This is a genomic window from Streptomyces sp. NPDC102279 (genome assembly GCF_044766365.1).
Classification (GTDB): Bacteria; Actinomycetota; Actinomycetes; order Streptomycetales; family Streptomycetaceae; genus Streptomyces.
In genome coordinates, this window is the sequence record NZ_JBIWLU010000012.1 from 1 (window position 1) to 23,292 (window position 23,292).

At 72.5% G+C, this 23,292-nt stretch carries 21 protein-coding genes; 7 read left to right on the forward strand and 14 right to left on the reverse strand.

The features are described from left to right. Positions 1-152: 152 nt before the first annotated feature. A complete protein-coding gene (glnA, locus tag ACIRQH_RS28970) occupies positions 153-1,562 on the reverse strand; it encodes a type I glutamate--ammonia ligase (protein ID WP_358815213.1) in 1,410 nt (469 codons plus the stop codon). Between the two features lie 199 nt (positions 1,563-1,761). On the opposite strand from glnA, the gene ACIRQH_RS28975 reads away from it, so the two are divergent. Continuing rightward, positions 1,762-2,229: an RDD family protein gene (locus ACIRQH_RS28975; protein ID WP_358815212.1), complete on the forward strand. Its 468-nt coding sequence runs from the start codon at positions 1,762-1,764 to the stop codon at positions 2,227-2,229. Between the two features lie 338 nt (positions 2,230-2,567). On the opposite strand, the gene ACIRQH_RS28980 is transcribed toward ACIRQH_RS28975, so the two are convergent. The 4 genes from ACIRQH_RS28980 to lipB form a co-directional block, all read right to left on the reverse strand. Next, positions 2,568-3,266, reverse strand: coding sequence for a DUF4191 domain-containing protein (locus tag ACIRQH_RS28980; protein WP_388865013.1), 699 nt, complete (start codon positions 3,264-3,266; stop codon positions 2,568-2,570). A gap of 81 nt (positions 3,267-3,347) precedes the next feature. Next, positions 3,348-3,545 carry a hypothetical protein gene (locus tag ACIRQH_RS28985; RefSeq protein ID WP_081216839.1) on the reverse strand — a complete coding sequence of 66 codons (198 nt, stop codon included), beginning with the start codon at positions 3,543-3,545 and terminating at the stop codon, positions 3,348-3,350. Positions 3,546-3,849: 304 nt separating this feature from the next. Then, positions 3,850-4,815, reverse strand: a complete 966-nt coding sequence (gene lipA, locus ACIRQH_RS28990) for a lipoyl synthase (protein ID WP_358815210.1) — start codon at positions 4,813-4,815, stop codon at positions 3,850-3,852. Between the two features lie 131 nt (positions 4,816-4,946). Continuing rightward, positions 4,947-5,753: a lipoyl(octanoyl) transferase LipB gene (gene lipB / locus ACIRQH_RS28995; RefSeq protein WP_358815209.1), complete on the reverse strand. Its 807-nt coding sequence runs from the start codon at positions 5,751-5,753 to the stop codon at positions 4,947-4,949. Positions 5,754-6,079: 326 nt separating this feature from the next. Here lipB and ACIRQH_RS29000 point away from each other — a divergent pair, with 326 nt between their 5' ends. Continuing rightward, a complete protein-coding gene (locus ACIRQH_RS29000; protein ID WP_404227599.1) occupies positions 6,080-7,552 on the forward strand; it encodes a regulator in 1,473 nt (490 codons plus the stop codon). 96 nt (positions 7,553-7,648) lie between these two features. Here ACIRQH_RS29000 and ACIRQH_RS29005 read toward each other — a convergent pair whose 3' ends face one another. Beyond that, positions 7,649-9,049 carry an NAD(P)/FAD-dependent oxidoreductase gene (locus ACIRQH_RS29005; RefSeq protein WP_404227602.1) on the reverse strand — a complete coding sequence of 467 codons (1,401 nt, stop codon included), beginning with the start codon at positions 9,047-9,049 and terminating at the stop codon, positions 7,649-7,651. Between the two features lie 229 nt (positions 9,050-9,278). After that, positions 9,279-10,196 (reverse strand): TIGR01777 family oxidoreductase, encoded by a 918-nt coding sequence (locus ACIRQH_RS29010; RefSeq protein ID WP_404227604.1) that lies wholly within the window; start codon positions 10,194-10,196, stop codon positions 9,279-9,281. A gap of 72 nt (positions 10,197-10,268) precedes the next feature. Between ACIRQH_RS29010 and ACIRQH_RS29015 the strand changes: the two genes are divergently transcribed. Next, positions 10,269-10,760 (forward strand): GNAT family N-acetyltransferase, encoded by a 492-nt coding sequence (locus tag ACIRQH_RS29015; RefSeq protein WP_358815205.1) that lies wholly within the window; start codon positions 10,269-10,271, stop codon positions 10,758-10,760. An 84-nt stretch (positions 10,761-10,844) separates the two neighbouring features. Here ACIRQH_RS29015 and ACIRQH_RS29020 read toward each other — a convergent pair whose 3' ends face one another. Then, a complete protein-coding gene (locus tag ACIRQH_RS29020) occupies positions 10,845-11,510 on the reverse strand; it encodes a TetR family transcriptional regulator (RefSeq protein ID WP_388865024.1) in 666 nt (221 codons plus the stop codon). A gap of 159 nt (positions 11,511-11,669) precedes the next feature. Here ACIRQH_RS29020 and ACIRQH_RS29025 point away from each other — a divergent pair, with 159 nt between their 5' ends. After that, complete coding sequence (locus tag ACIRQH_RS29025; protein ID WP_404227608.1) at positions 11,670-12,455, forward strand: SDR family NAD(P)-dependent oxidoreductase; 786 nt, start codon at positions 11,670-11,672, stop codon at positions 12,453-12,455. A 74-nt stretch (positions 12,456-12,529) separates the two neighbouring features. Here ACIRQH_RS29025 and ACIRQH_RS29030 read toward each other — a convergent pair whose 3' ends face one another. Further along, complete coding sequence (locus ACIRQH_RS29030) at positions 12,530-13,714, reverse strand: MarP family serine protease (RefSeq protein WP_358815203.1); 1,185 nt, start codon at positions 13,712-13,714, stop codon at positions 12,530-12,532. Positions 13,715-14,103: 389 nt separating this feature from the next. Between ACIRQH_RS29030 and ACIRQH_RS29035 the strand changes: the two genes are divergently transcribed. Continuing rightward, positions 14,104-14,829 (forward strand): peptidoglycan recognition protein, encoded by a 726-nt coding sequence (locus tag ACIRQH_RS29035; RefSeq protein WP_404227611.1) that lies wholly within the window; start codon positions 14,104-14,106, stop codon positions 14,827-14,829. Positions 14,830-14,965: 136 nt separating this feature from the next. Beyond that, positions 14,966-15,313 carry a hypothetical protein gene (locus ACIRQH_RS29040; protein ID WP_404227614.1) on the forward strand — a complete coding sequence of 116 codons (348 nt, stop codon included), beginning with the start codon at positions 14,966-14,968 and terminating at the stop codon, positions 15,311-15,313. A gap of 84 nt (positions 15,314-15,397) precedes the next feature. Here the strand turns inward: ACIRQH_RS29040 and ACIRQH_RS29045 are convergent, their stop codons facing one another. The 4 genes from ACIRQH_RS29045 to ACIRQH_RS29060 form a co-directional block, all read right to left on the reverse strand. Then, positions 15,398-15,919, reverse strand: a complete 522-nt coding sequence (locus ACIRQH_RS29045; RefSeq protein WP_358815345.1) for a DUF4240 domain-containing protein — start codon at positions 15,917-15,919, stop codon at positions 15,398-15,400. 142 nt (positions 15,920-16,061) lie between these two features. Further along, complete coding sequence (locus ACIRQH_RS29050; RefSeq protein ID WP_388865032.1) at positions 16,062-17,033, reverse strand: helix-turn-helix transcriptional regulator; 972 nt, start codon at positions 17,031-17,033, stop codon at positions 16,062-16,064. Between the two features lie 139 nt (positions 17,034-17,172). Continuing rightward, complete coding sequence (gene aceE / locus ACIRQH_RS29055; RefSeq protein WP_358815199.1) at positions 17,173-19,872, reverse strand: pyruvate dehydrogenase (acetyl-transferring), homodimeric type; 2,700 nt, start codon at positions 19,870-19,872, stop codon at positions 17,173-17,175. A 343-nt stretch (positions 19,873-20,215) separates the two neighbouring features. Next, positions 20,216-20,839, reverse strand: a complete 624-nt coding sequence (locus ACIRQH_RS29060; protein WP_358815198.1) for a GntR family transcriptional regulator — start codon at positions 20,837-20,839, stop codon at positions 20,216-20,218. A 274-nt stretch (positions 20,840-21,113) separates the two neighbouring features. Here ACIRQH_RS29060 and ACIRQH_RS29065 point away from each other — a divergent pair, with 274 nt between their 5' ends. Further along, the gene (locus ACIRQH_RS29065; RefSeq protein WP_404227617.1) at positions 21,114-21,296 is read left to right on the forward strand and encodes a hypothetical protein; all 183 of its coding nucleotides are present in this window, start codon (positions 21,114-21,116) and stop codon (positions 21,294-21,296) included. A 99-nt stretch (positions 21,297-21,395) separates the two neighbouring features. Here ACIRQH_RS29065 and sucB read toward each other — a convergent pair whose 3' ends face one another. Beyond that, positions 21,396-23,204 carry a 2-oxoglutarate dehydrogenase, E2 component, dihydrolipoamide succinyltransferase gene (sucB, locus tag ACIRQH_RS29070; protein ID WP_404227618.1) on the reverse strand — a complete coding sequence of 603 codons (1,809 nt, stop codon included), beginning with the start codon at positions 23,202-23,204 and terminating at the stop codon, positions 21,396-21,398. Between the last annotated feature and the right edge of the window lie 88 nt (positions 23,205-23,292).

Consider the following 23,292-nt stretch of genomic DNA (forward strand, 5'->3'; position numbering starts at 1 on the left):
GGGCCCGACCCCCCCCCACCCGGCAAAAGATCGCCCCTTACAACCCCCAGTTTTTCCGCCCGCCCCCACCCCGGCCCGGGCCGGGGCACCCGGCCGGCGGGTCCCCCCCCCGGTGGTGGGACACGGCCGGTGGTGTCGCGGTGGGGCGGGGTTTACACGTCGAAGTAGAGCTCGAACTCGTGCGGGTGCGGACGCAGCTGCAGCGGGGCGATCTCGTTGGTGCGCTTGTAGTCGATCCACGTCTCGATCAGGTCGGACGTGAAGACGTCGCCGGCGAGCAGGAACTCGTGGTCGGCCTCGAGGCGGTCGAGGACGGCCGGGAGCGAGGTCGGCACCTGGGCGACGCCCGCGTGCTCCTCGGGAGCCAGCTCGTACAGGTCCTTGTCGATCGGCTCGGCCGGCTCGATCTTGTTCTTGACGCCGTCCAGGCCGGCCATGAGCAGGGCCGAGAACGCCAGGTACGGGTTGCCGGAGGAGTCGGGCGCGCGGAACTCGACGCGCTTGGCCTTCGGGTTGGAGCCCGTGATCGGGATACGCATGGCCGCGGAGCGGTTGCGCTGCGAGTACACCAGGTTGACCGGGGCCTCGAAGCCGGGGACCAGACGGTGGTACGAGTTCACCGTCGGGTTGGTGAAGGCGAGCAGCGACGGGGCGTGCTTGAGGATGCCGCCGATGTAGTAGCGGGCCATGTCCGACAGGCCCGCGTAACCGGCCTCGTCGTAGAACAGCGGGGAGCCGCCGCTCCACAGCGACTGGTGGACGTGCATGCCCGAGCCGTTGTCGCCGAAGATCGGCTTCGGCATGAAGGTCGCGGTCTTGCCGTTGCGCCAGGCGACGTTCTTCACGATGTACTTGAAGAGCTGGAGGTCGTCGGCCGCGGCGAGCAGCGTGTTGAACTTGTAGTTGATCTCGGCCTGGCCGGCGGTGCCCACCTCGTGGTGCTGGCGCTCGACCTGGAGGCCGGACGCGGCCAGCTCCAGGGAGATCTCCGCACGCAGGTCGGCGAAGTGGTCGACCGGCGGGGTCGGGAAGTAGCCGCCCTTGTAGCGAACCTTGTAACCGCGGTTGTCCTCGACCGCACCGGTGTTCCAGGCGCCTGCCTCGGAGTCGATGTGGTAGAAGGACTCGTTCTCGGCGGTCTTGAAGCGCACGCTGTCGAAGACGTAGAACTCGGCCTCGGGACCGAAGTACGCCGTGTCGGCGATACCGGTCGACGCGAGGTAGGCCTCGGCCTTCTTGGCCACGTTGCGCGGGTCACGGGAGTACTGCTCGCCCGTGATCGGGTCGTGGATGAAGAAGTTGATGTTGACCGTCTTGTCGCGGCGGAAGGGGTCGACGCGCGCGGTGGACAGGTCGGCGCGGAGCGCCATGTCGGACTCGTGGATGGCCTGGAAGCCGCGGATGGAGGAGCCGTCGAACGCAAGCTCCTCGGCCGGGTCGAAGGCCTCGGCCGGGATCGTGAAGTGCTGCATCACACCCGGCAGGTCGCAGAAGCGGACATCGACGAACTTGACGCCCTCGTCCGCGATGTACTTCTTGGCCTCGTCGGCGTTCTGGAACATCCAGCTCCTCCTACTCCCGCCCACTGTGGACCGGGGTGGTAGTTCGTTCGTGCGGCCAGTGCGGTGGCACACGCTGGAGCCGACCATAGGGACGGGGGATTTCTCAAGCGTGACCCATTTGTTTCGCCCAAGTTAACCGACCCGGGCCCGTAAGGCCCCTCCTGTCCACAGGTCAAAACGGGCACAGTACCGTGGACGCGTGGACAACAGGCAAGCAATCGGATCGTGGCTCTCCGGACCCCGCGCGGCCGCCGAGGACGCCGGTGTCGACTTCGGATACCGCGGCGAGCAGCTCGGTCTGCCGGAGCAGGGACCTGGCTCGATCGCCCGCCCCGGCCGCCGGCTCGGCGCCCTGGTCGTCGACTGGGGCCTGTGCCTCCTGATCGCATACGGGCTGCTCACCCATGGCTACGACCAGGCCACGGGCAACTGGGCCCTCCTCGTCTTCTTCGTCCTCGGCCTGCTCACGGTCGGTACCCTCGGCTTCACACCGGGCAAGCGCCTGTTCGGCCTGCGCGTCGTCCCCGAGGGCGGCGGCCGGCTGAACCCGCTGCGCGTCCTGCTGCGTACCGCGCTCCTGTGCGTGGCCGTCCCGGCGCTGATCTGGGACCGCGACGGCCGCGGCCTGCACGACCGGCTGGCCCGCACGGTCGAGGTCCGCGCCTGACGCGCACGGCGCCGCCGCTCCGTGAGCCCCGGCCGTCGTGGCCGCCCCGCCCCGTCACGGACGGCCGGTCCTGACCGCCCCGTGGTCCTGATCCATCCCCGCTGGTCCTGTACGACGCCGGTCCGGGCCGTCCCCGTATGCGGCGCCGACCGCCCCGGCTGCGTCCTGGAGGGTCTGCGGGGGAGTGACACCTGGCCGGTCGAGAAGTGAGCGATCCCCCTCCGCCCGGCGGGCCGCGGCGGCATCCCGGAGCGCGGCGCACCCGACGCACAGACGCCGATGGGGCGCCCGGAGAATTCTCCGGGCGCCCCATCGGCGTTCTGAGTTCTGGGGGAGCGTCAGCGGCCCTTGCCGCCGCGCGGCATCCGCATGCCCTTGGGCATCGGGCCCTTCGGCAGCGGCATGTTGCTCATGAGGTCGCCCATCGCGCGCAGCCGGTCGTTGGTCGCGGTGACCTGCGGGCCGGTGAGGACGCGCGGCAGCTTGAGCATCGTCGTGCGGAGCTTCTTCAGCTCCACCGTGTTCTCGCCCGTGCCCACGAGGATGTCGTGCACCGGAACGTCCGAGACGATCCGCGCCATCTTCTTCTTCTCGGCGGCCAGCAGGCTCTTCACCCGGTTCGGGTTGCCCTCGGCGACCAGCACGATGCCGGCCTTGCCGACCGCGCGGTGCACCACGTCCTGGCTGCGGTTCATCGCCACCGCCGGAGTCGTGGTCCAGCCTCGGCCGATGTTGTCGAGCACCGCCGCGGCTGCGCCGGGCTGCCCTTCCATCTGCCCGAAGGCGGCCCGCTCGGCCCTGCGCCCGAAGACGATCGCCGTCGCGAGGAAGGCGAGCAGGAGCCCGAGGATGCCGAGATAGACCGGGTGGCCGATCAAGAAGCCGATCGCGAGGATGACACCGAAGGTGACAATTCCGACAGCCGCGAGTACAAGACCGATCAACGAATCGGCCTTGCGGGTCATCTTGTACGTCTGGACGATCTGCTTGAGTCGCCCGGGGTTCGCAGCGTCCGCTGCGGGTTCCTTCCTCGCCATGCCAGGAAGTCTACGTGGCCCGGGAAGCGCCTACGACGGCAGTACCCGGGCGAGCGGGGCCGCGAGGTGCCCGCGTCGGGGTCAGGGACGCGTGAGAACGGATTCCAGCACGAGCTGCGCCTCGACCCGGTCCTTCGCACGGCGGCGGTCCTCCAGGACGGAGGTCCACGCGTTGCGGCGGGCGGTGCGCTGACCACTGCTCATGAGCAGCGACTCGACGGCACGGAGTGCATCGGTGAACGACGGGATCGCGGTGGCGCGAACGGGCGCGGCCTGCATGGTGGAGGTCCCCCCTCGGGATAGGCGGCTCGTGCGGGACGGTACGGGGTGTAGGACAAGGGTCACTGATTGGTGTTACCAGGGCGTGACCGACCGGTCAAACACCAATGAAACCTTGATGCCGAGGGTCGTATTTCCGACGCGTCCCCGGTGGCGTCTCGAACTGCGCGGATGGCCGCGACGGCCGTGAACGGGCCGGTGTGAACGGCGAGTTGGCTGTGCGCGGACTCACACGAAGGCGGTGGCACTCAGTGCCACCGCCTTCGTTTCGCAAAAAATCGCGAGCGACTCCCGTTCGGCGTAATCAGACCGCCTGGGAGGCGACGTAGGCCCCGCGCTTCTCGACGGCCATCTGGTAAAGCCGGCCGGCGCGGTACGAGGAACGGACCAGCGGACCCGACATGACGCCGGAGAAACCGATCTCCTCGGCCTCCTCCTTCAGCTCCACGAACTCGTGCGGCTTGACCCAGCGCTCCACGGGGTGGTGGCGCACGGTGGGCCGCAGGTACTGCGTGATCGTGATGAGCTCGCAGCCCGCGTCGTGCAGCTGCTGGAGCGCCTCGCTGACCTCCTCGCGGGTCTCGCCCATGCCGAGGATCAGGTTCGACTTCGTGACCAGACCGTAGTCACGGGCCTCGGTGATGACCTTGAGCGAGCGCTCGTAGCGGAAGCCCGGGCGGATGCGCTTGAAGATCCGCGGGACGGTCTCGACGTTGTGCGCGAACACCTCGGGGCGCGAGGAGAAGACCTCGGCGAGCTGCGCGGGCTCGGCGTTGAAGTCCGGGGCCAGCAGCTCGACCTTGGTGCGGCCGGTCTCGCGGCCCGCCGTCTGGGCGTGGATCTGGCGGACCGTCTCGGCGTACAGCCAGGCGCCGCCGTCCTCCAGGTCGTCGCGGGCGACGCCGGTGATGGTGGCGTAGTTCAGGTCCATCGTGACGACGGACTCGCCGACACGGCGGGGCTCGTCACGGTCCAGCGCCTCGGGCTTGCCCGTGTCGATCTGGCAGAAGTCGCAGCGCCGCGTGCACTGGTCACCGCCGATGAGGAAGGTGGCCTCGCGGTCTTCCCAGCATTCGTAGATGTTGGGACAGCCCGCCTCCTGGCAGACGGTGTGCAGGCCCTCGCTCTTCACGAGCGCCTGCATCTTCGTGTACTCGGGGCCCATTTTCGCCCGGGTCTTGATCCACTCGGGCTTGCGCTCGATGGGGGTCTGGCTGTTCCGGACCTCCAGGCGCAGCATCTTGCGTCCGTCGGGTGCGACTGCGGACACATCGGCTCCCTGTAGCTTCGATTCTTCGGCGTACACCAGGGTACGCCCGTGCGGTTCTCGGCCCCCGAGGTGGGCAACCTTCGGGAACGGGGGTCCATTCCCGTACGGCCGCTCCGTCCGGGGGAGGGCTTCTAGGCCGGCGTCCGTTCCACGACCCGCGGCTGCAGCTCCGCGTTCTCCAGTACGTCCCGCAGGTGCCGCTCGGCCACCGGGAGGACCTCGGCGATGGTCACGTCGCGGCCGAGTTCGCCCGCGAGGGAGGCGACGCCCGCGTCGCGGATGCCGCACGGGATGATCCGGTCGAACCATGCGTTGTCCGGGTTCACGTTCAGCGCGAAGCCGTGCATGGTGACGCCCTTGGCGACGCGGATGCCGATCGCGGCGATCTTGCGGTCCTCGCGGCGCTGGCCGGCGTTGGAGGGTGCGTACTCCGGGCCGTCGAGCCGGGGGTCGAACTCCTCGTCCTGGAGCCTCGGGTCGAAGTCCAGGGAGAGACCGCCGAGCGCCGTGCGCTGTTCGGCGGGGTCCTTGGCGTCGCCGAGGATCCACACGCCGCTGCGGCCCTCGACCCGGCTGGTCTCCAGGCCGAACTCCGCACACGTACGGATGAGGGCCTCTTCCAGCCGGCGCACGTGTGCTACGACGTCCACCGGGCGGGGGAGTTTCTGGATGGGGTAGCCGACGAGCTGGCCCGGGCCGTGCCAGGTGATCTTGCCGCCGCGGTCCACGTCGATGACCGGCGTGCCGTCCAGGGGCCGCTCGCTGTCCGCCGTGCGCCGGCCCGCCGTGTAGACCGGCGGGTGCTCCAGGAGCAGACAGGTGTCGGGGATCTCGTCCAGGAACCGGGCGGCGTGCACGCGGCGCTGCTCGTCCCACGCCTCCTGGTACTCGACGGCCTCGTCGCCGAATCCCATGCGGACGAACCGCAACTCACTCACGGCAAGCGCCTCCCTCGAAGCTTCCTGGGGCGGTGGTGGCCCCGTGCGCGGCACGCGAAAGAACCTTTCGTCAGGTCCGTCGGCGCCCACGCCACTGTACGTCCGCCGGAAACGCGTCAGCCCGACGGTCAATCCTCACACGATCGGATGAATGAATGTCGAAGTGTGCGATGACGTGCTCACGCTCCGCTACATTCGCGCCGTTCACGAGGCCATAAGGGCTGCTCACAGGCAATCCGGGCACCAGGCGGCCTCGGGGCGGCCCGAGCACGCTCCACGCCGCCCCGAGCCCTTGGTGACCCGAAAGGCAGGAGACCGCACCGCAGATGACGGAACGACCCGCGCAGCGCACTCCCAACCGCCAGCTCGCCGCGCTCATCGCAGAAGCGGGGTTCTCCAACGCAGGTCTCGCCCGTCGCGTGGACCAGCTCGGTCTGGAACACGGACTCGACCTCAGATACGACAAGACATCGGTGACGCGGTGGCTGCGGGGGCAGCAGCCCCGCGGGACCACGCCCGCGCTCATCGCCGAGGTCTTCACCCGCCGCCTCGGCCGGCGCCTGACCGCGCAGGACCTCGGACTCGACGCCTGCGCACCCGTCTACGCCGGGCTGGAGTTCGCCGCCTCCCCGGAGGAGGCCGTCGACATCGTCAGCGGCCTGTGGCGCAAGGACTCCGGCAGCCACGCCGAACTCCGCAAGATCGCCTTCACCCCGGCCGGACTCGTCGTGCCCAGCCGGGACTGGCTGATCGGCCGGGCCGACGACCGCGTCGCCCACGGCGACCAGCACTCCCGGGTGCCTCCCCAGGGCCGCCCGGCGGTCCCCCGGCTCACGGCGCCGCCCGAACCGGGCGTCCCAACGGCCCGGCGCGCTCGCACCGAGCGGGGGCCCGGGCAGCGGGTCACCGGAGGGGACATCGCCGCCCTCCGCTCGGTCGGCGAGCTCTTCCGCGTCCTCGACCACGCCTACGGCGGCGGCCACGCCCGGCAGGCACTGGTGCGCTACCTGGAACACGAGACCGAACCGATGCTGCGCGGCGCGTACGGCGAGCAGACCGGCCGGCACCTGTTCGCCGCCGCCTCCGACCTCACCCGGCTCGCGGGCTGGACCTCGTACGACATCGGAGCGCACGGGCTCGCCCAGCGGTACTTCGTCCAGGCGCTGCGGCTCGCCCAGGCCGCGGGTGACCGGGTGTACGGCGCGTACGTCCTCATCACGATGAGCCGGCAGGCCGTCTACCTCGGGCACGGGCGCGAGGCCGTGCAGCTCGCCCGGGTCGCCCAGCAGGGACTCGGGTCGTCGGGACCGCACCTGGTGCAGGCGCTGCTGCACGCCGTCGAGGCGCGGGGGCACGGTGTGCTCGGCGAGGTGCGGGCCTGCACGGCCTCGCTGGTCCGGGCCGAACGGGCGCTGGAGGCGTCCCGGTCCGGCGACGAGGTCCCGCACTGGGCCCGCTTCTTCGACGAGGCGCAGCTCGCCGACGAGTTCGGGCACTGCCACCGGGACCTCCAGCAGTTCCGGGCCGCCGCGCAGCACGCCGAGCGCTCGCTGCAACTGCGCGCGCCCGGCTACGCCCGCAGCCGGCTGTTCTGCCGGGTGGTGCTCGCCTCCGCCCGGCTCGGGCTCGGCGAGCTCGACCAGGCCTGCCTGCTGGGGGCGGAGGCGGCCGGTCAGGCGGCGGAGATGCGGTCGGCGCGGGCCATCGAGTACGTACGGGACTTCGAGAAGCGGCTCGAACCGTACAAGGACGCGGCGCCCGTGCGCGGGTACCGGGACAAGGTGTCCACGCTGAGCTGAGCCGGGGGACCGCGGCGGTCGTCCCCGGTCTCCGGCCTGGGGTGCCGGAGACCGGGAAGCTCGCCGTGCCCGCCGGCACCCCCGGGGCGGGAACGGTCAGGCGGCCGCGGACTCCAGCTGTTCCGCCGACGGGACCGGGCGGACGTCCAGGTCTCTCAGGAGGGCGTGGGCGGCCCGCCGGGCCGAGTGCAGCGCGCCCTGGACGGTGCTGGTGTCCCGGTGGTCGCCGCACACGTACAGGCCCGCCAGCAGCCGTACCGGGCGCCGCGCGTCGTGCGGGGGAGGCATCGCCGGGACCGCCTCGGGTTCGTGGTGGACCGCCAGCAGTTCCCAGCGGGACGTCGACGTCCCGTAGAGGCGGGCCAGCTGGGCGCGGACCGTCGCGTCCAGGTGGGCCGCGCCGGGCGGGGTCCCGAGCACGGTCGAGGAGACCAGGGCGCGGCCCGCCGGGGCCCGCGTCGGGTCGACCTGGCTGACGACCGCCGTGTGGGCCACCGGACCGCCCCGGTCGGCGTCCAGCAGGAGGGCCGGGTCGGTGAGCGGGGGCTCGTCCATGGTGTGGTGCAGGACGGTCACCGGATGGAAGGCCGGGACGTGCAGCCCCGGCAGGAAGTCCGCGGCGGCGCGCGCCCCGGTCGCCAGCAGGACGGACCGGCAGCGGATCTCGCCGTGGTCCCGCGTCGACACGGTGGTCGTGGAGACGGCGGTGACCTCGACGTTGGTGTGCACGGTGCCCGGTGGCAGGCCGGCCGCGAGCAGTTCCGGGAGGGCGTCCGCGCCGCCCTCCGGCAGGCACAGCCGGCCGGTGGCGAACGCGTGCAGCGCGAGGTCCGCGCACCGGCTCGACGTCCCGAGTTCCGGGTCGCAGAGCAGGGCGGCCAGGAGGGGGCGCAGAAACCCGTCGACCGTACGGGGTGGCAGCCCCCGGGCGATCAGCGAACGGGTCGCGGTGAGGTCGGGGCGCGCGAGGAGCCGCTCCGGCTCGGTGGCGGCGAGCCGCCCGAGGGCCATCGCCAGACGGGACTGGTCCAGCGGGCCGCCGAGTGGTCCGGGCCGGGAGGTGCCGCGCGCCGGACGGGCCAGCGGCAGCCGGGGGGCGCTCGCGAGGGCGCGTGCGGTGGTGAATGCGCCCCTTGCGCTCCGCGGCGTGCCGGGTGCGACGGCCCGGTGGTGGTGGCCGTCGCTGTGCAGCAGCACGCCGGGCGAGAACGGCCGCAGGGTCAGGGCGTCCAGGCCCGGGGTGTGGCGCAGTTCCGGGTAGGAGGTGGACAGGAGCCGGCCGAGCCGGTCCAGCCGGAAGCCGTCGACCTTCTCCGTGGACATCCGGCCGCCCACGTGGGGGGCGGCCTCCAGGACGACGGTCCTCAGCCCCGCCCCGGTCAGATGTCGTGCGGCCGCGAGACCGGCGACACCGGCTCCCACCACCACGACGTCCGCGTCTTCTGCGTCTTCCGCTGTCGCCGCCCTGTGCGCGGCTTGGCGTGCGGGCTCTGGCACGTGCCCCTCCTCGAGGTTGCGCGGCCGGTGGGAACGTCATGCCCCCAACAGGCTTCAGGAATACCCGAGTTCGGATCGAGGGTGCGAGGCCCGCGCCCCCGGCGGAAGCCGCGCGGCAGCCGTGCACGGGGGCACGGGGGGGTGCATGTGCCCGCCGGGGGAGGCCAAGAGGCCGGTGGAGCGGCCGGACGGGGGCGCGCCCGGCGTGAGCGCTCCCCCTTTCCGGGCCTCAGCCCAGAGCGGCCCGCAGCGTCCCGTCGATCGACGGGAACGCGAACGCGAAGCCCGACTCCAGGAGACGGGTCGGCAGCACACGCTGGCTGCCCAGGATCTCCCCCGACATCTCGCCCAGGGCGAGGCGCATGAGCGGAGCGGGCGTGGCCAGCAGGGTCGGGCGGTGCAGGACCCGGCCCATGGCCTCGGTGATCTCCCGGTTGGTGAGCGGGTCGGGAGCCGTCAGGTTCACCGGCCCGGACACCGACTCCGTGTCCATGAGGTGCCGGATCGCGGCCACCTCGTCGTGCAGGGCGATGAAGCTCCAGTACTGGCCGCCGTCGCCCAGCCGGCCGCCGAGGCCCGCCTTGAACAGCGGGAACAGCTTCGCCCAGGCCCCGCCCGCCCGGGACACCACGAGCCCGGTCCGGGGCAGCACCGTGCGCACCCCGGCCTCCTGCGCGGGAGCCGTCGCCTCCTCCCACTCCACGCACACCGAGGAGAGGAACCCGTCGCCGGGCGCCGCCGACTCGTCGACCGCGCGGCTGCCCGTGTCGCCGTAGAAGCCGATCGCGCTGCCGTTCACGAAGACCCGGGGCGGCTCGTCGAGCGAGGCCACCGCCTCGGCGAGCGTCGCCGTACCGAGCACCCGGCTGTCCCGGATCTGCTTCTTGTAGGCCTGGGTCCACGGCCGCGAAGCGACACCGGCGCCGGCCAGGTTGACCACGGCGGCGCACCCGATGAGCCCGGCCGCGTCGATCAGCTGCCGCTGCGGATCCCAGCGCACCTCGTCCCCCGAACGGGGGGCGTGCCGCACGAGCCGGACCACCTCGTGTCCGTCCGCCCGCAAGGAGCGCGCGAGTTCGGAGCCGATGAGGCCGGACGCGCCGGCGATCGCGATACGGGAACCCGGGGGAAGGGGGGAGTCGCTCATGGGTCCATCCTGCCCGGAAGGCGGCGGAAATCCCGGAACGGACCTCCGTACGGCCGCCGTACAGTGATCGGCATGGCAGCCGCACCGCACATACGTACCGCCACCCTCGACGACGAGGACACGCTCGGCAGGCTCGACCGCGACACCTGGTCCACGCTGCACGCCGTCATGCCGCGGCCCCAGCCGCCGTACGAGCCGTTCTACAGCGAGCGGTTCGGCCCCCGGGACCACCTCGTCGCCGAACTCGACGGCCGGGTCGTCGGGTACATCCGGCTGGGCTTCCCGACCCCGCTCGCCTGCAACGCGCACGTCCGGCAGATCCTCGGACTCGCCGTCGCCGACGAGGCGCGCGGCGCCGGGGTGGGCCGCGCGCTGCTGCGGGCCGTGTGCGAGGAGGCCCGCGGCCAGGGCGCCCGGCGCGTCACGCTGCGGGTGCTCGGCCACAACGCCCCGGCCCGCGGCCTGTACGCGTCCGAGGGCTTCGTCGTCGAGGGGGTCCTGCGGGAGGAGTTCCTGCTGGACGGGGTCTACGTGGACGACGTCTTCATGGGCCGCTCCCTCTGACCCACACGCGTTCCCCCGGTCGAACCGGCCGCGCCGACCCGCTCCGTTCCCGGCCGGGCGCGCCGATGTCCCCGCACGTGTCCGTCAGTTCCCGCCCGCGGTGAGCGAAGGGCGCATGCCGCCCAGGAGATGACGCAGACAGCGGACCGCCAGTTCGGCGGGGGAGCCCGGGCCGTCGGCCGCCGCGTCCGTGGCCGCCCAGGTCTCCAGCGCGACCCGGATCGCGTCGGTGGCCGCCGCGGCGGCGAGCCGGACCTCCAGCGGGTCCGCGCCGGTGCCCGCGAGCCGGGCCACCACCGGGATCAGCCGCTCCTCCGACTCCTGGTTCACCCGGTACCAGACGGCCCGCAGCGCCGCGTCGTCGGCCGCCGCGCGCAGCAGTGCCCGCGTCTGCTCCAGCCCGTCCACCGCGCGCGCGTCCGGCGCGGACAACGCCTCGGCGGTCGCCCGCTCCAGTGCCTCGGGCAGCGCCGTGCCCGGTTCGGCCGCCGCGAGCACGGCGCGCCAGCGGTCGCCGCCCGACGCGAGCAACGGGCCCACGGCGTCCTGCTTGTTGCGGAAGTAGCGGTAGAAGGTGCGCAGGGCCACCCCGGCCCGGCGGGCGATGTCCTCGGCCGTGGTGCCGTCCGGACCGAACTCCGTGAAGAGCTCCGCCGCCGCTCGGGCGATATCGAGCTGGGTCGCGGCCTTGCGGCGTTCGGTCAGCGAGAGGGCGGGGGGTTCGGGGGCCGGGGACGGCTGGCTGGTCACGGGGAAAGCGTACGCCGCGAACGTGGTGAGGGGCACGCTTCGCCGCAATGGCAAAACGTGCCACATCGACGTACTGTGCAGTACGTAACGCCGTATCACCGCCATGCTGCGGCCGGTGCCCGGAGACCCGGCAGCGGCCCGAGGACCGGGAGACCCACCATGAACCGATACACAGGACGCCGTGCGCTCGTCACCGGAGGCGGCTCCGGCATAGGCCAGGCCACCGTGGAGCGGATGCTGGCCGAGGGCGGGCACGTCGTCGCCGCGGATGTGAGCGAGGCGGGCCTCGCCGACACCGTGGCCAGGGCGGGCGCCCACGCCGGGCGGCTGGCCACCGTCGTCGTGGACATCGCCGACGAGGCCTCCGTCCGGGCCGCCGTCGCCGAGGCCGTACGCGTCCTCGGCGGTCTGGACGTGCTGGTCAACGCCGCCGGGATCCTGCGCTCCGCGCACACCCACACGATGCCGCTCGCCGACTTCAACCAGGTCATCGCCGTCAACCTGACCGGCACGTTCCTGATGATCCGTGAGGCGCTGCCGCACCTGCTGGCCGGACAGGGCCCCGCCGTCGTCAACTTCAGCTCCACCTCGGCGGCCTTCGCCCACCCCTACATGGCGGCGTACGCGGCCTCCAAGGGTGGCATCCAGTCCATGACGCACGCCCTGGCGAGCGAGTACGGCAAGCAGGGCGTGCGCTTCACCGCCGTGCAGCCCGGATCGATCTCCTCGGGCATGACGGACGGTTCGGGCGCCAGCCGGCTGAGCGTCGGCCCCGGACTGCCGGCCGACGCCGACCGGAGCCTGTTCACCAGGCTGGCGCCGGCCCTCGGCGAGGGCTTCGCGGGGCCCGAGGCGGTCGCCGGCGTCGTCGCCATGCTCGCCTCGGAGGACGGCCGGTTCATCACCGGAACCGAGGTGCGCGTCGACGGCGGCACCCACTTCTGAGCCGCCGGCTCCCGGCGCCGGGGAGCCGTGGGGCCCCGGTGGGAACCGGCGCCAGGGCCGGGGTCAGGTGCGGGTCAGGACGTGACCAGGTCGCCCGTGTCGACGCGGGCCGTGGCGTGCGTCGCCTTGCGGGCGTCCCCCGCCACCTCGTGCGCCGTCAGGACATACCCCGTCTCGCTGTCCGAGGTCGACCGGGCGAACACCACGCCGTACACCTTGCCGTCGGTGGTCAGCAGGGGGCCGCCGGAGTTGCCCGGGCGGACCGTCGAGCGGATCGAGTAGATCTCGCGGGTCACCGTGCCGGAGTTGTAGATGTTCTGGCCCGTCGCGTTGATCCGGCTCGCCACCGTGGCCGCCTGGAGGTCGAGGCCGCCGTCCTGCGGATAGCCCGCGACCACCGCGGAGTCGCCGCGCGAGGCGACCCCGTCGAAGTGCAGCACCGGGGCCCGCAGCCCCGGCACGTACAGCACGGCGACGTCCTTCTGCGGGTCGAACAGCACCACGCGGGCCGGATACGGCCGGCTGACCCCGCCCACCCGCACGGTCGGCCGGTCGATGCCCGCCACCACGTGGGCGTTGGTCATCACGCGCTGCGCGGAGAACACGAAACCACTGCCTTCGCGGCCCTGGTTGCCCGAGACGCCCTCGACCTTCACCGTGCTCAGCTTCGCGGCGTTCGTCGCGGACGGCGTCACACTGTCGCCGGAGGGGCGCGCGACACCCGCCGTCGGTTCGTTCTCGAAGGGGTTGAAGACCTGCGGGAAGCCCGCCTCGGTGAGCGCGGAGGTGGCGCGCGAGAACCAGGTCGGCGTGGTCTCCGGCATGGTCTTCTGCACGGCGCCCAGCAGCGCCGAGTTGCGGATCGACTGCGTCACCACCGGTGACGAGGAAGCGCCCAGCACGCTCGCGGCCACCCAGGCCACCAGCAGCACCGCCAGGGTGTTCGCCGCGGCCCCGCCGACCCCGTCCGCCACCCGCAGCGGTCCCCGGTCCAGCTCCCGGCGGAGCTTCAGGGCCAGCCGTCCGGCCAGCTCGTGACCCACCACCGCGGGCACCAGCACGGTGAGCACCGCCGTGACCGTCGCCGCGGGGGTGCCCGCCGTGGCCAGCTCCATCATCCAGGGCAGCACCCACACGCCGATCACGGCGCCGCCCACGAAACCTGCCAACGAGACACAGCCGGCGACCAGGCCACGGCGGTACCCGGACGCCGCGTAGGCCAGGATGACCAGCATCAGCAGGAGGTCGAGCACGTCCACGGAGCCGCCTTTCTCTGGGGCCCCTTAGTACGCGCCGGGCGGGCCCATTGATCAGCCACGCGCGTGTGGTGCCGCGGAAACGACCACACACCCGTGGACCTGTAAAAACGTCCCGGACACGCCCGATGGTTCCACCGGGTGGCACACCACACATCGCGGCCCGCGCGGATCCGGGTCAGGGTGGGTCCATGCGTGTCTTCGGGAAGACTCGGGGGCCTCGAATACGGAACGGGCGGCGAGAACCCCGCCCCGTACGCCACGGACGCCCGGAACACCGGGCGAACGGGGCCCGAATACGATCGGGGCGCGAGCCCCGGCCCCCCGGACCGTGGAGTCCGCGCCGCCCCTGGGCGGCGCTGCCGAAACCGGCCCTCGTCCTGCTGGCCTGCGTGCCGGGCCTCCTCGCCGTCGCGGCGCTCGTGACCTGCGCGGCGGGCGTGGACCGCACCGCGACCCGCGCCGCCGTCCCGCCACCGGTGACGGCTCGCGCGGCCGCGGAACGCCCCGTCGAGCGGCCACCGATCGTGCCGCGGTCGAAATGGCTCGGCTCCGCGAGCCCGCACAAGCAGCCACCGCCCCGCTACGACGACCGCGTCGTCGCGGTCTTCGTCCACCACACCGACTCGCCGAACGGCTACGACTGCGCCGACGTGCCCCACATCATCGGCGACCTCTACGCGGGCCAGACCGGCGCCAAGCAGTGGGACGACATCGGCTACAACTTCCTCGTCGACCGCTGCGGCACGATCTACGAGGGCCGCGCGGGCGGCGTCGACCGGCCCGTCACCGGGGCCCACGCCCAGGGCTTCAACCACCGCACCGCGGGGATCGCCGCGATCGGCACGTTCACGGCGGGCACCCCGGTGCCGAAGGCCATGACCGACGCCATCGCCCGCCTCGCCGCCTGGAAGCTCGGTCTCGGCGACGTCGACCCCCGGGGTACCGTCCGCCTCGTCTCCAGCAACAGCCTCAGCCGCTACCCCAAGGGCAGCACCGCCGTCCTGCCCACCATCGCCGGGCACAACGACGGCTTCATGACGAGCTGCCCCGGCGCCGCCCTCACCGCCCGCCTCCCCGAGATCCGCGCCGCAGCGGCCCGGTACCAGGGCCGCTGACCACCCGCCCCGTCCCGCGCCCCGGCGCGCCGTACGAGCCCGGCCGACCGGTCACAGGCACGCCGCAGGCCACTCACAGACTCCGCAGAGCCGAGCGGCCTAGCGTCGTCGTACGTACCGACCGGAGGTGGGGATCATGAGGATCAGTCGGCCGGAGAGCCCAGGGCACCCGGCGGCCCCGGCTCACCCGGGGCACGTCGGACACCCGCGCCACGCCCGGCGCGCGGCACGCACCGGATGCCGGGGGAGCGGCGGGAGCCCGGAACGGGCGGAGGCGCCGGAGCGGACCGCCGGCTGGACGAAGGCCGTGCGGGGCCCCTGGGTGGTGCTCTGCGCGGTGGCGACGGTCGTCCTCGGTCCGGCGGCGGTCACGGCCTCGGCGCTGGACCGGGCCAACGCGGCACCGCCGCGGCACACCGTGCGGGTCGAACAGCCGCGGGCCTACCTCGCCGCGGACCTCGCCCGCCGCCGGACGACGGCCTGAGCCCGCGGCCGGCGGTCGGCGCGGCACACCGTCCAGGAGGGCCCGGACAGGTACTCCGGGCCCTCCTGCGGGCACATGCGGCCGTCAGCTCTCGCGGAACCGCTCCCACAGCTTGGGGTAACGCTCCGCGACGAGGGGCTCGTTCTCGAAGTCGAGCGGGGTGCCCGCGGGCTCGGAGGCCGCGGCGGGGATGCCGAGATCCGGCGCCACGGCGCCGGTCAGCTGTTCATAGGCCTCGTCCGCCGCGTAACCGAGCTCCTCGCCGTCGCCGTCGATCTCCTCGTCGAAGTCGTCCAGCAGCTCGGCGAGCGTGTCGGGGTCGTGCATCGCGCCCTCGAAGACCTCCCGGCCCTGGCCGATCAGCCAGCACCGGAAGAAGTCGAAGGCGTCGTCGCTGGCCCCGTCGAGCAGCACCCACGCGGCGCCCCACAGGTCCCAGCGGTAGGCACGGTTGTAGCGGGACTCGAAGTGCCGCGCGAAGTCGAGGACGGAGTCCGGGTCCAACTGGACGAGCCGCTCGACCAGCAGGTCGGCCTGTTCCTCGGGGTCTCCCTCGGCAGTCTCGCGGGTCGAATCCACCAGCTGCCAGAACTCCGTCTCGTCCATCACGGGTCAAGCATCGGGCCTGCGCGGGAGCGACGCACGCGGAGTGGCGCAGATTGTTATGCGTGCACATGCCGAAGGTAAAACCGCCGGGTTCGTACGGATTTCAAGCGGCGCGCGGTCACGGCCCTCCACGGGACCGCGATCACCGGTAGAGCGCGGCCGATCGGGCGGCGTCCTCGGCGCAGCGCTCCCGCAGCGTCGCGGGGGCCAGCACCTCCACCTCAGGTCCGAGTCCGCGCAGCTGGGCGCGGGCGACCTCCTCCGACTCCATGAGCAACGTGAGGCCCACCCAGCCCCGCCCGTCGGGCACACCGGACGTACCCAGCGCCTCCTTCGCGGACGCCGGATCCAGTACGTACGGCAGCCGGCGGACACCGTCCGGGGACAGCCGTACGTCGATCTCGGCGCGCAGGATCGACCGCGCGAACTCCTCGGCCCGCTCCGCCCAGAACCCCGGCAGGTCGAACGCGTCCTCCCGCCGGAACCGCTCCGCGCCGGGTTCGACGGCGGTGAACCGGTCGATCCGGTACACCCGGAAGGCCTCCGTCCCGGACACACGTGCGCAGAGGTACCACAAGCCCGCCTTGAGGACGAGACCGTACGGTTCGAGCGTCCGCTCCACCTCCGAGGCGTCCCGCCGGTACCGCGCGACGAACGGACGGTCGTCCCACACCGCGTCCGCGACCGACGGCAGCAGCTCGGGCGTCTGCGGCTCGCTGAACCAGGCGGGCGCGTCCAGATGAAAACGCTGCGCCGCCGTCTGGGAGGCGTCCCGCACGGAGGGCTGGAGCGCCGCAGACACCTTCAGCCTCGCCGCCGACGCCGTGTCCTCCAGGCCCATCTCGCGCAGCGCCCCCGGCACCCCGCTCAGGAACAACGCCTCCGCCTCGCTGCGCGCCAGACCCGTGAGACGGGTGCGGTAGCCCCCGACGAGGCGGTAACCGCCGGCCCGGCCCCGGTCCGCGTACACCGGGACGCCCGCCTCGGAGAGCGCCTGCGCGTCCCGCGTGATGGTGCGCTCGGACACCTCCAGCTCCCGCGCCAGCTCGGCGGCGGTCATCGACGCCCGGGTCTGGAGCAGCAGCACCATCTTGATCAGACGAGCAGCACGCATGCGTTCATGATGCCGGGCCCCACTGACAACGAAGGGACGGACCGCTGACACCCCGGCCACGGCGGAACGCCGATGAGGGGCACGGCGAACGCCGTGCCCCTCATCGGGTCGTCCCTACCGCCGCTGTCGCGGCCGAGGCCTACAGGCCGTAGCGCTCCCGGGCCTCCTTGACCGCGGACGCCTTGACCTCACCGCGGCGGGCGAGCTGCGCCAGCGCCGCGACGACGATCGACTCGGCGTCGACACCGAAGTGACGGCGGGCCGCCGCGCGGGTGTCGGAGAGACCGAAGCCGTCGGCACCGAGCGAGGAGTAGTCCTGCTCGACCCACTGCGCGATCTGGTCCGGGACCTGGCGCATGTAGTCGGAGACCGCGAGGACCGGGCCCTCCGCCCCCTGCAGTGCCCGACGGACGAACGGCACCCGCTCCTCGCCGCGCAGCAGGGCCGCGTCGGCCTCCAGCGCGTCCCGGCGCAGCTCGGTCCAGGAGGTGGCGGACCACACGTCGGCGGCCACACCCCACTCCTCGGCGAGCAGCTTCTGGGCCGCGAGGGCCCAGTGGATCGCGGTGCCGGAGCCGAGGAGCTGGATCCGCGGGGCGTTGGCGGCGGCCACGTCCAGGCCGGCCGACTCCGCCGTGTTGAAGCGGTACAGGCCCTTGACGATGCCTTCGTCGACACCGGCCGGCTTGGCGGGCTGCTTCATCGGCTCGTTGTAGACGGTCAGGTAGTAGAAGACGTTCTGGTCCTCGCCCGGGGCGGCCTCGCCGTACATCCGGCGCAGACCCTCCTTGACGATCGCCGCGATCTCGTAGGCGAACGCCGGGTCGTAGGACAGGGCCGCCGGGTTGGTCGCCGCGATGACGGGGGAGTGACCGTCGGCGTGCTGGAGGCCCTCACCGGTCAGCGTCGTCCGGCCGGCGGTGGCGCCGACCAGGAAGCCGCGGCCGAGCTGGTCGCCGAGCTGCCACATCTGGTCGGCCGTGCGCTGCCAGCCGAACATCGAGTAGAAGATGTAGAACGGGATCATCGCTTCGCCGTGCGTGGCGTACGCGCTGGACGCGGCGATGAAGTCGGCCATCGAACCGGCCTCGGTGATCCCCTCGTTGAGGATCTGGCCGTTCTTGGCCTCCTTGTAGTACATCAGCTGGTCGCGGTCGACCGGCTCGTACGTCTGGCCCTTGGGCGAGTAGATGCCGAGCGACGGGAAGAGCGACTCCATACCGAAGGTACGGGCCTCGTCGGGGACGATCGGCACCCAGCGCTTGCCGGTCTCCTTGTCGCGGACCAGGTCCTTGACGAGGCGGACGAACGCCATGGTCGTCGCCAGGTTCTGCGTGCCGGAGCCCTTGTCGAAGGACGCGAACGTCTTGTCGGCGGCGGCGGGCAGCGGGGCCAGCGGATGCGTGCGGCGGGCCGGGGCCGGACCGCCGAGGGCGGCGCGGCGCTCCTGGAGGTAGCGGACCTCGGGGGAGTCGGCGCCCGGGTGGCCGTAGGGGACCACGCCGTCGACGAACTGGCTGTCGGAGATGGGCAGTTCGAGCAGGTCACGCATCTGCTTGAACTCGTCCGTCGACAGCTTCTTCATCTGGTGGTTGGCGTTCTTCGACGCGAAGCCCTCGCCGAGGGTGTGGCCCTTGACCGTCTGGGCCAGGATCACGGTCGGCGCGCCCTTGTGCTCGACGGCGGCCCGGTACGCGGCGTAGACCTTGCGGGCCTCGTGGCCACCGCGCGAGAGGTGGAAGCACTCGAGGATCTTGTCGTCGCTCAGCAGCTTCGCCATCTCGACGAGCGCCGGATCGGCGCCGAAGAAGTCCTGGCGGATGTAGGCGGCGTCGCGGGTCTGGTACGTCTGCACCTGCGCGTCGGGCACCTGGCGCAGGCGGCGGACGAGCGCGCCCGTGGTGTCGAGCCGGAACAGGTCGTCCCAGGCGTTGCCCCACAGCGACTTCACGACGTTCCAGCCGGCGCCGCGGAACTGGGCCTCCAGCTCCTGCACGATCTTGAAGTTCGCTCGCACCGGGCCGTCGAGGCGCTGGAGGTTGCAGTTGATGACGAAGGTCAGGTTGTCCAGACCCTCGCGGGAGGCGAGTGCGAGTGCCGCGGTCGACTCCGGCTCGTCCATCTCGCCGTCACCGAGGAACGCCCACACGTGGGACGCCGAGACGTCCTTGATGCCGCGGTTGGTGAGGTAGCGGTTGAAGCGGGCCTGGTAGATCGCCGACAGCGGGCCGAGGCCCATGGAGACGGTCGGGAACTCCCACAGCCAGGGCAGCCGGCGCGGGTGCGGGTACGACGGGAGGCCGTTGCCGCCCGCCTCCTGGCGGAAGTTGTCGAGCTGCTGCTCGTTCAGCCGTCCGTCGAGGAACGCGCGGGCGTAGATGCCGGGGGAGGCGTGGCCCTGGATGTAGAGCTGGTCGCCGGACCCGTCACCCTCCTTGCCCTTGAAGAAGTGGTTGAAGCCCGTCTCGTAGAGCCAGGCCGCGGAGGCGAAGGTGGCGATGTGGCCACCTACGCCGTGCTTCGCGCCCCGGGTCACCATGGCGGCCGCGTTCCAGCGGTTCCACCCGGTGATCCGGGCCTCCATCGCCTCGTCGCCGTCCACGGTGGGCTCGGCGGAGGTCGGGATGGAGTTGACGTAGTCGGTCTCGAGCAGCTTGGGCAGCGCGAGACCGTTGCCCTCGGCGCGCTCCAGGGTGCGGCGCATCAGGTACGCGGCACGGTGCGGCCCGGCCGCCTGGGTGACGGCGTCCAGGGAGGCCTGCCATTCGGCGGTCTCCTCGGGGTCGCGGTCCGGGAGCTGGTCGAGCTCGCTCGGCTGGATAGCGGTGGGGTCGGTCATTGCGCCGCCTTCCGGATGCGGAGGGGGGTTCCCTCATCGGCAAGGGGTTTTCGGGGGTGCCCTTGGTCTTTGGCAGGACAGGGCGGGAGGCTCGGGTGGGAGCCTGTCGGTGACTGTAACTCCCTGATCGATGATCGATCAAAGGGTTCCGGGAGAAAACCTCTTCAGATCGGAAAAGTCGGCACGGCGTGCCTCGCCCTCAGGCACGCGGTGCCGTGGAAATCGGGGATCGCCGCAGGTGAGAACACGCTTGAGCGCGGGTGTGCTCCACTGTGCCGCCGGGTGCCGCCGGGTGCCGCCGGGTGTCGGTCACGGCTCCTGGCGCACGGCTGCCGCGCACTTCTCACGGACGGGGCGCGCACCCGAGGACATGGGCCTTGACCAGGTCGGCGATCAGCGGGTCGCGCCGCCGGAAGGCGTCCACGAGCGCCTCGTGCTCCTCCGCGTACGACTGCTGCACAGTCCCCAGCCACCTTATGGACAGGGCCGTGAAGACCTCGATCCCCAGGCCCTCCCAGGTGTGCAGGAGGACGGAGTTCCCGGCCGCCCGCACCAGCTCCCGGTGGAAGGCCACGGTGTGCCGGACCTGGCCGGTTCCGTCGGAGAGCCGGTCTGCCTCGTACAGGGCGGTCACGTGCGGTTCCAGGGCCGAGCAGTCGTCGGCGAGCCGCTCGGCCGCCAGCTCCGCCGCGATGGCCTCCAGACCGGCGCGTACGGGGTAGCTCTCCTCCAGGTCGGCGGCCGTCAGGTTCCGCACCCGCACGCCCTTGTTCGGCGCCGACTCGATCAGCCGCAGCGACTCCAGCTCGCGCAGCGCCTCCCGCACCGGGGTCTGGCTGACCTCCAGCTCGGTGGCGATCCGCCGCTCCACGATCCGCTCGCCCGGCTTCCAGCGACCGCTGACGATCCCCTCCACGATGTGCTCGCGGATCTGTTCGCGCAGCGAGTGGACGACGGGCGCGGTCATGAAGGCTCCTTTGGGAGGAGTGCGGGACCCCGAGGGCGTTTGACGTTTAGACAATAAGGCCGTGCCCGTGTCGGTGAGGGGCGCATGGGGGCGCTTTACCGCAGGTGAGACGAGACTTACACGTTGTCAGAGTGATCCCGCTCGTAAAGACCCGTACCGGACGGTGTCCGGACGCGTCACGTCCGTGTCACCCCGGGAACCCCGCCGCCCGGCTCGCGGTGGTGACGGACACAGGGGCGCCTACGGTGTGCCCCGGTCCGCACCAGGGGGAGTCATGAACGGTCGGGCACACGTACGGGGACTCCGCGCGGCGGTCACGGTGGCGGTGGCCGCGCTGGTGGCGGGCGTGCTGACGGGCTGCCGTCCGATGGAGACCCGCGCGGCGGACCCGGGGTCCGGACGGGCGCAGGCCGCGGTCTCCCGGGCGGTGGAGGGCCCTGGGGGCCCGCTGGACTGACGTCTGCGGGGGGCCGGCGGCGGGTCCGAGCACACAGCGCCCCCGCCCGGAACTCCGGACGGGGGCGCTGTGAAGGTGCGGTCGGTGCCGCGGCGCTGACTACAGGCCGAGCTCGACCTCGAACTCGCCCGCCTCCAGGATCGCCTTGACCGCGGTCAGGTAACGGGCCGCGTCGGCGCCGTCCACCAGACGGTGGTCGTAGGAGAGCGTGAGGTAGGTCATGTCGCGGACGCCGATGACGGTGCCCTCTTCCGTCTCGATGACGGCCGGACGCTTGACCGTGGCGCCGATGCCGAGGATCGCGACCTGGTTCGGGGGCACGATGATCGTGTCGAAGAGCGCGCCGCGCGAACCGGTGTTGGAGATGGTGAAGGTCGCGCCGGACAGCTCGTCCGGAGTGATCTTGTTCGCCCGGACCTTGCCCGCCAGGTCGGCGGTGGCCTTGGCGATACCGGCGATGTTCAGGTCGCCCGCGCGCTTGATGACCGGGGTCATCAGGCCCTTCTCCGAGTCCACCGCGATACCGACGTTCTCGGTGTCGAAGTAGGTGATCGTGCCCTCGTCCACGTTGATCCGGGCGTTGACGGCCGGGTGGGCCTTCAGCGCCTGGGCCGCCGCCTTCACGAAGAACGGCATCGGGGAGAGCTTGACGCCCTCGCGGGCCGCGAAGGAGTCCTTCGCCTGCGCGCGGAGCTTCATCAGCCGCGTGATGTCGACCTCGACGACCGAGGAGAGCTGCGCCTGCTCGTGCAGGGCCTTCACCATGTTGTCGCCGATGACCTTGCGGATGCGCGGCATCTTGACGGTCTGACCGCGCAGCGGGGAGGCCTCCAGCGCCGGCGCCTTCTTGGCGGAGGCGGCCGGAGCGGCGGCGGCCGGAGCCGGAGCGGCAGCGGCGGCCTTCGCGGCCTCGGCGGCGGCGATGACGTCCTGCTTGCGGATACGACCGCCGACGCCGGTGCCCTTGACGGCGGCCAGGTCGACGCCGTTCTCGGCGGCGAGCTTGCGCACCAGCGGGGTCACGTACGCGCCGTCGTCACCGGAGGTCGCGGCGGGCGCCGGGGCCGGGGTGACGGGAGCGGGCGCGGCCGGCGCGGGGGCCGGAGCAGCCGGAGCGGCCGGGGCCTGCGGCTGGGCGGGGGCCGGAGCGGCTGCGGCCGGAGCCGGAGCCGGAGCGGCGGGGGCGGCCGGGGCCTGCGGCTGGGCGGGGGCCGGAGCCGGAGCCGGTGCGGGCTGCTCGGCGGGGGCGGCGGGAGCGGCCGGGGCCGCGGCGGCCGGAGCGGCACCGGGAGCGCCGATGACGGCCAGCTTGGCGCCGACCTCGGCGGTCTCGTCCTCGCCGACCACGATCTCCAGCAGCACGCCGGCGGCGGGCGAGGGGATCTCGGTGTCGACCTTGTCCGTCGACACCTCCAGCAGCGGCTCGTCCTCCGCGACCTCGTCGCCGACTTCCTTCAGCCAGCGGGTGACGGTGCCCTCGGTGACGGACTCGCCGAGCGCGGGCAGGACGACGTCCGTGCCCTCGGCGGAACCGCCGCCGGACGCGGCCTCGGCGGTCGGGGCCGGCGCGGGGGCCTCGGCCTCGGCGGACGGGGTGGCCTGGGGGGCGGGCTCCGGCTCGGCGGCCGGAGCCTCCTCGGCGGGGGCCGGGGCGGCGGCGGGCGCGCCCGTGCCGTCGTCGATGACGGCCAGCTCGGCGCCGACCTCGACGGTCTCGTCCTCGGCGACCTTGATGGACGCGAGGATGCCCGCGGCGGGCGAGGGGATCTCGGTGTCGACCTTGTCCGTCGACACCTCCAGCAGCGGCTCGTCGGCCTCGACGCGCTCGCCCTCGGCCTTCAGCCAGCGGGTGACGGTGCCCTCGGTGACGCTCTCACCGAGCGCCGGAAGGGTTACGGAAACCGGCATGGTTTCTGTTGCTCCTTACGAATTTTGCGGAAGTCTGTGGTCGTCGTCGCGCCCTGCTCGACGCGGGTGACTGGGGACAGCCCGGAGG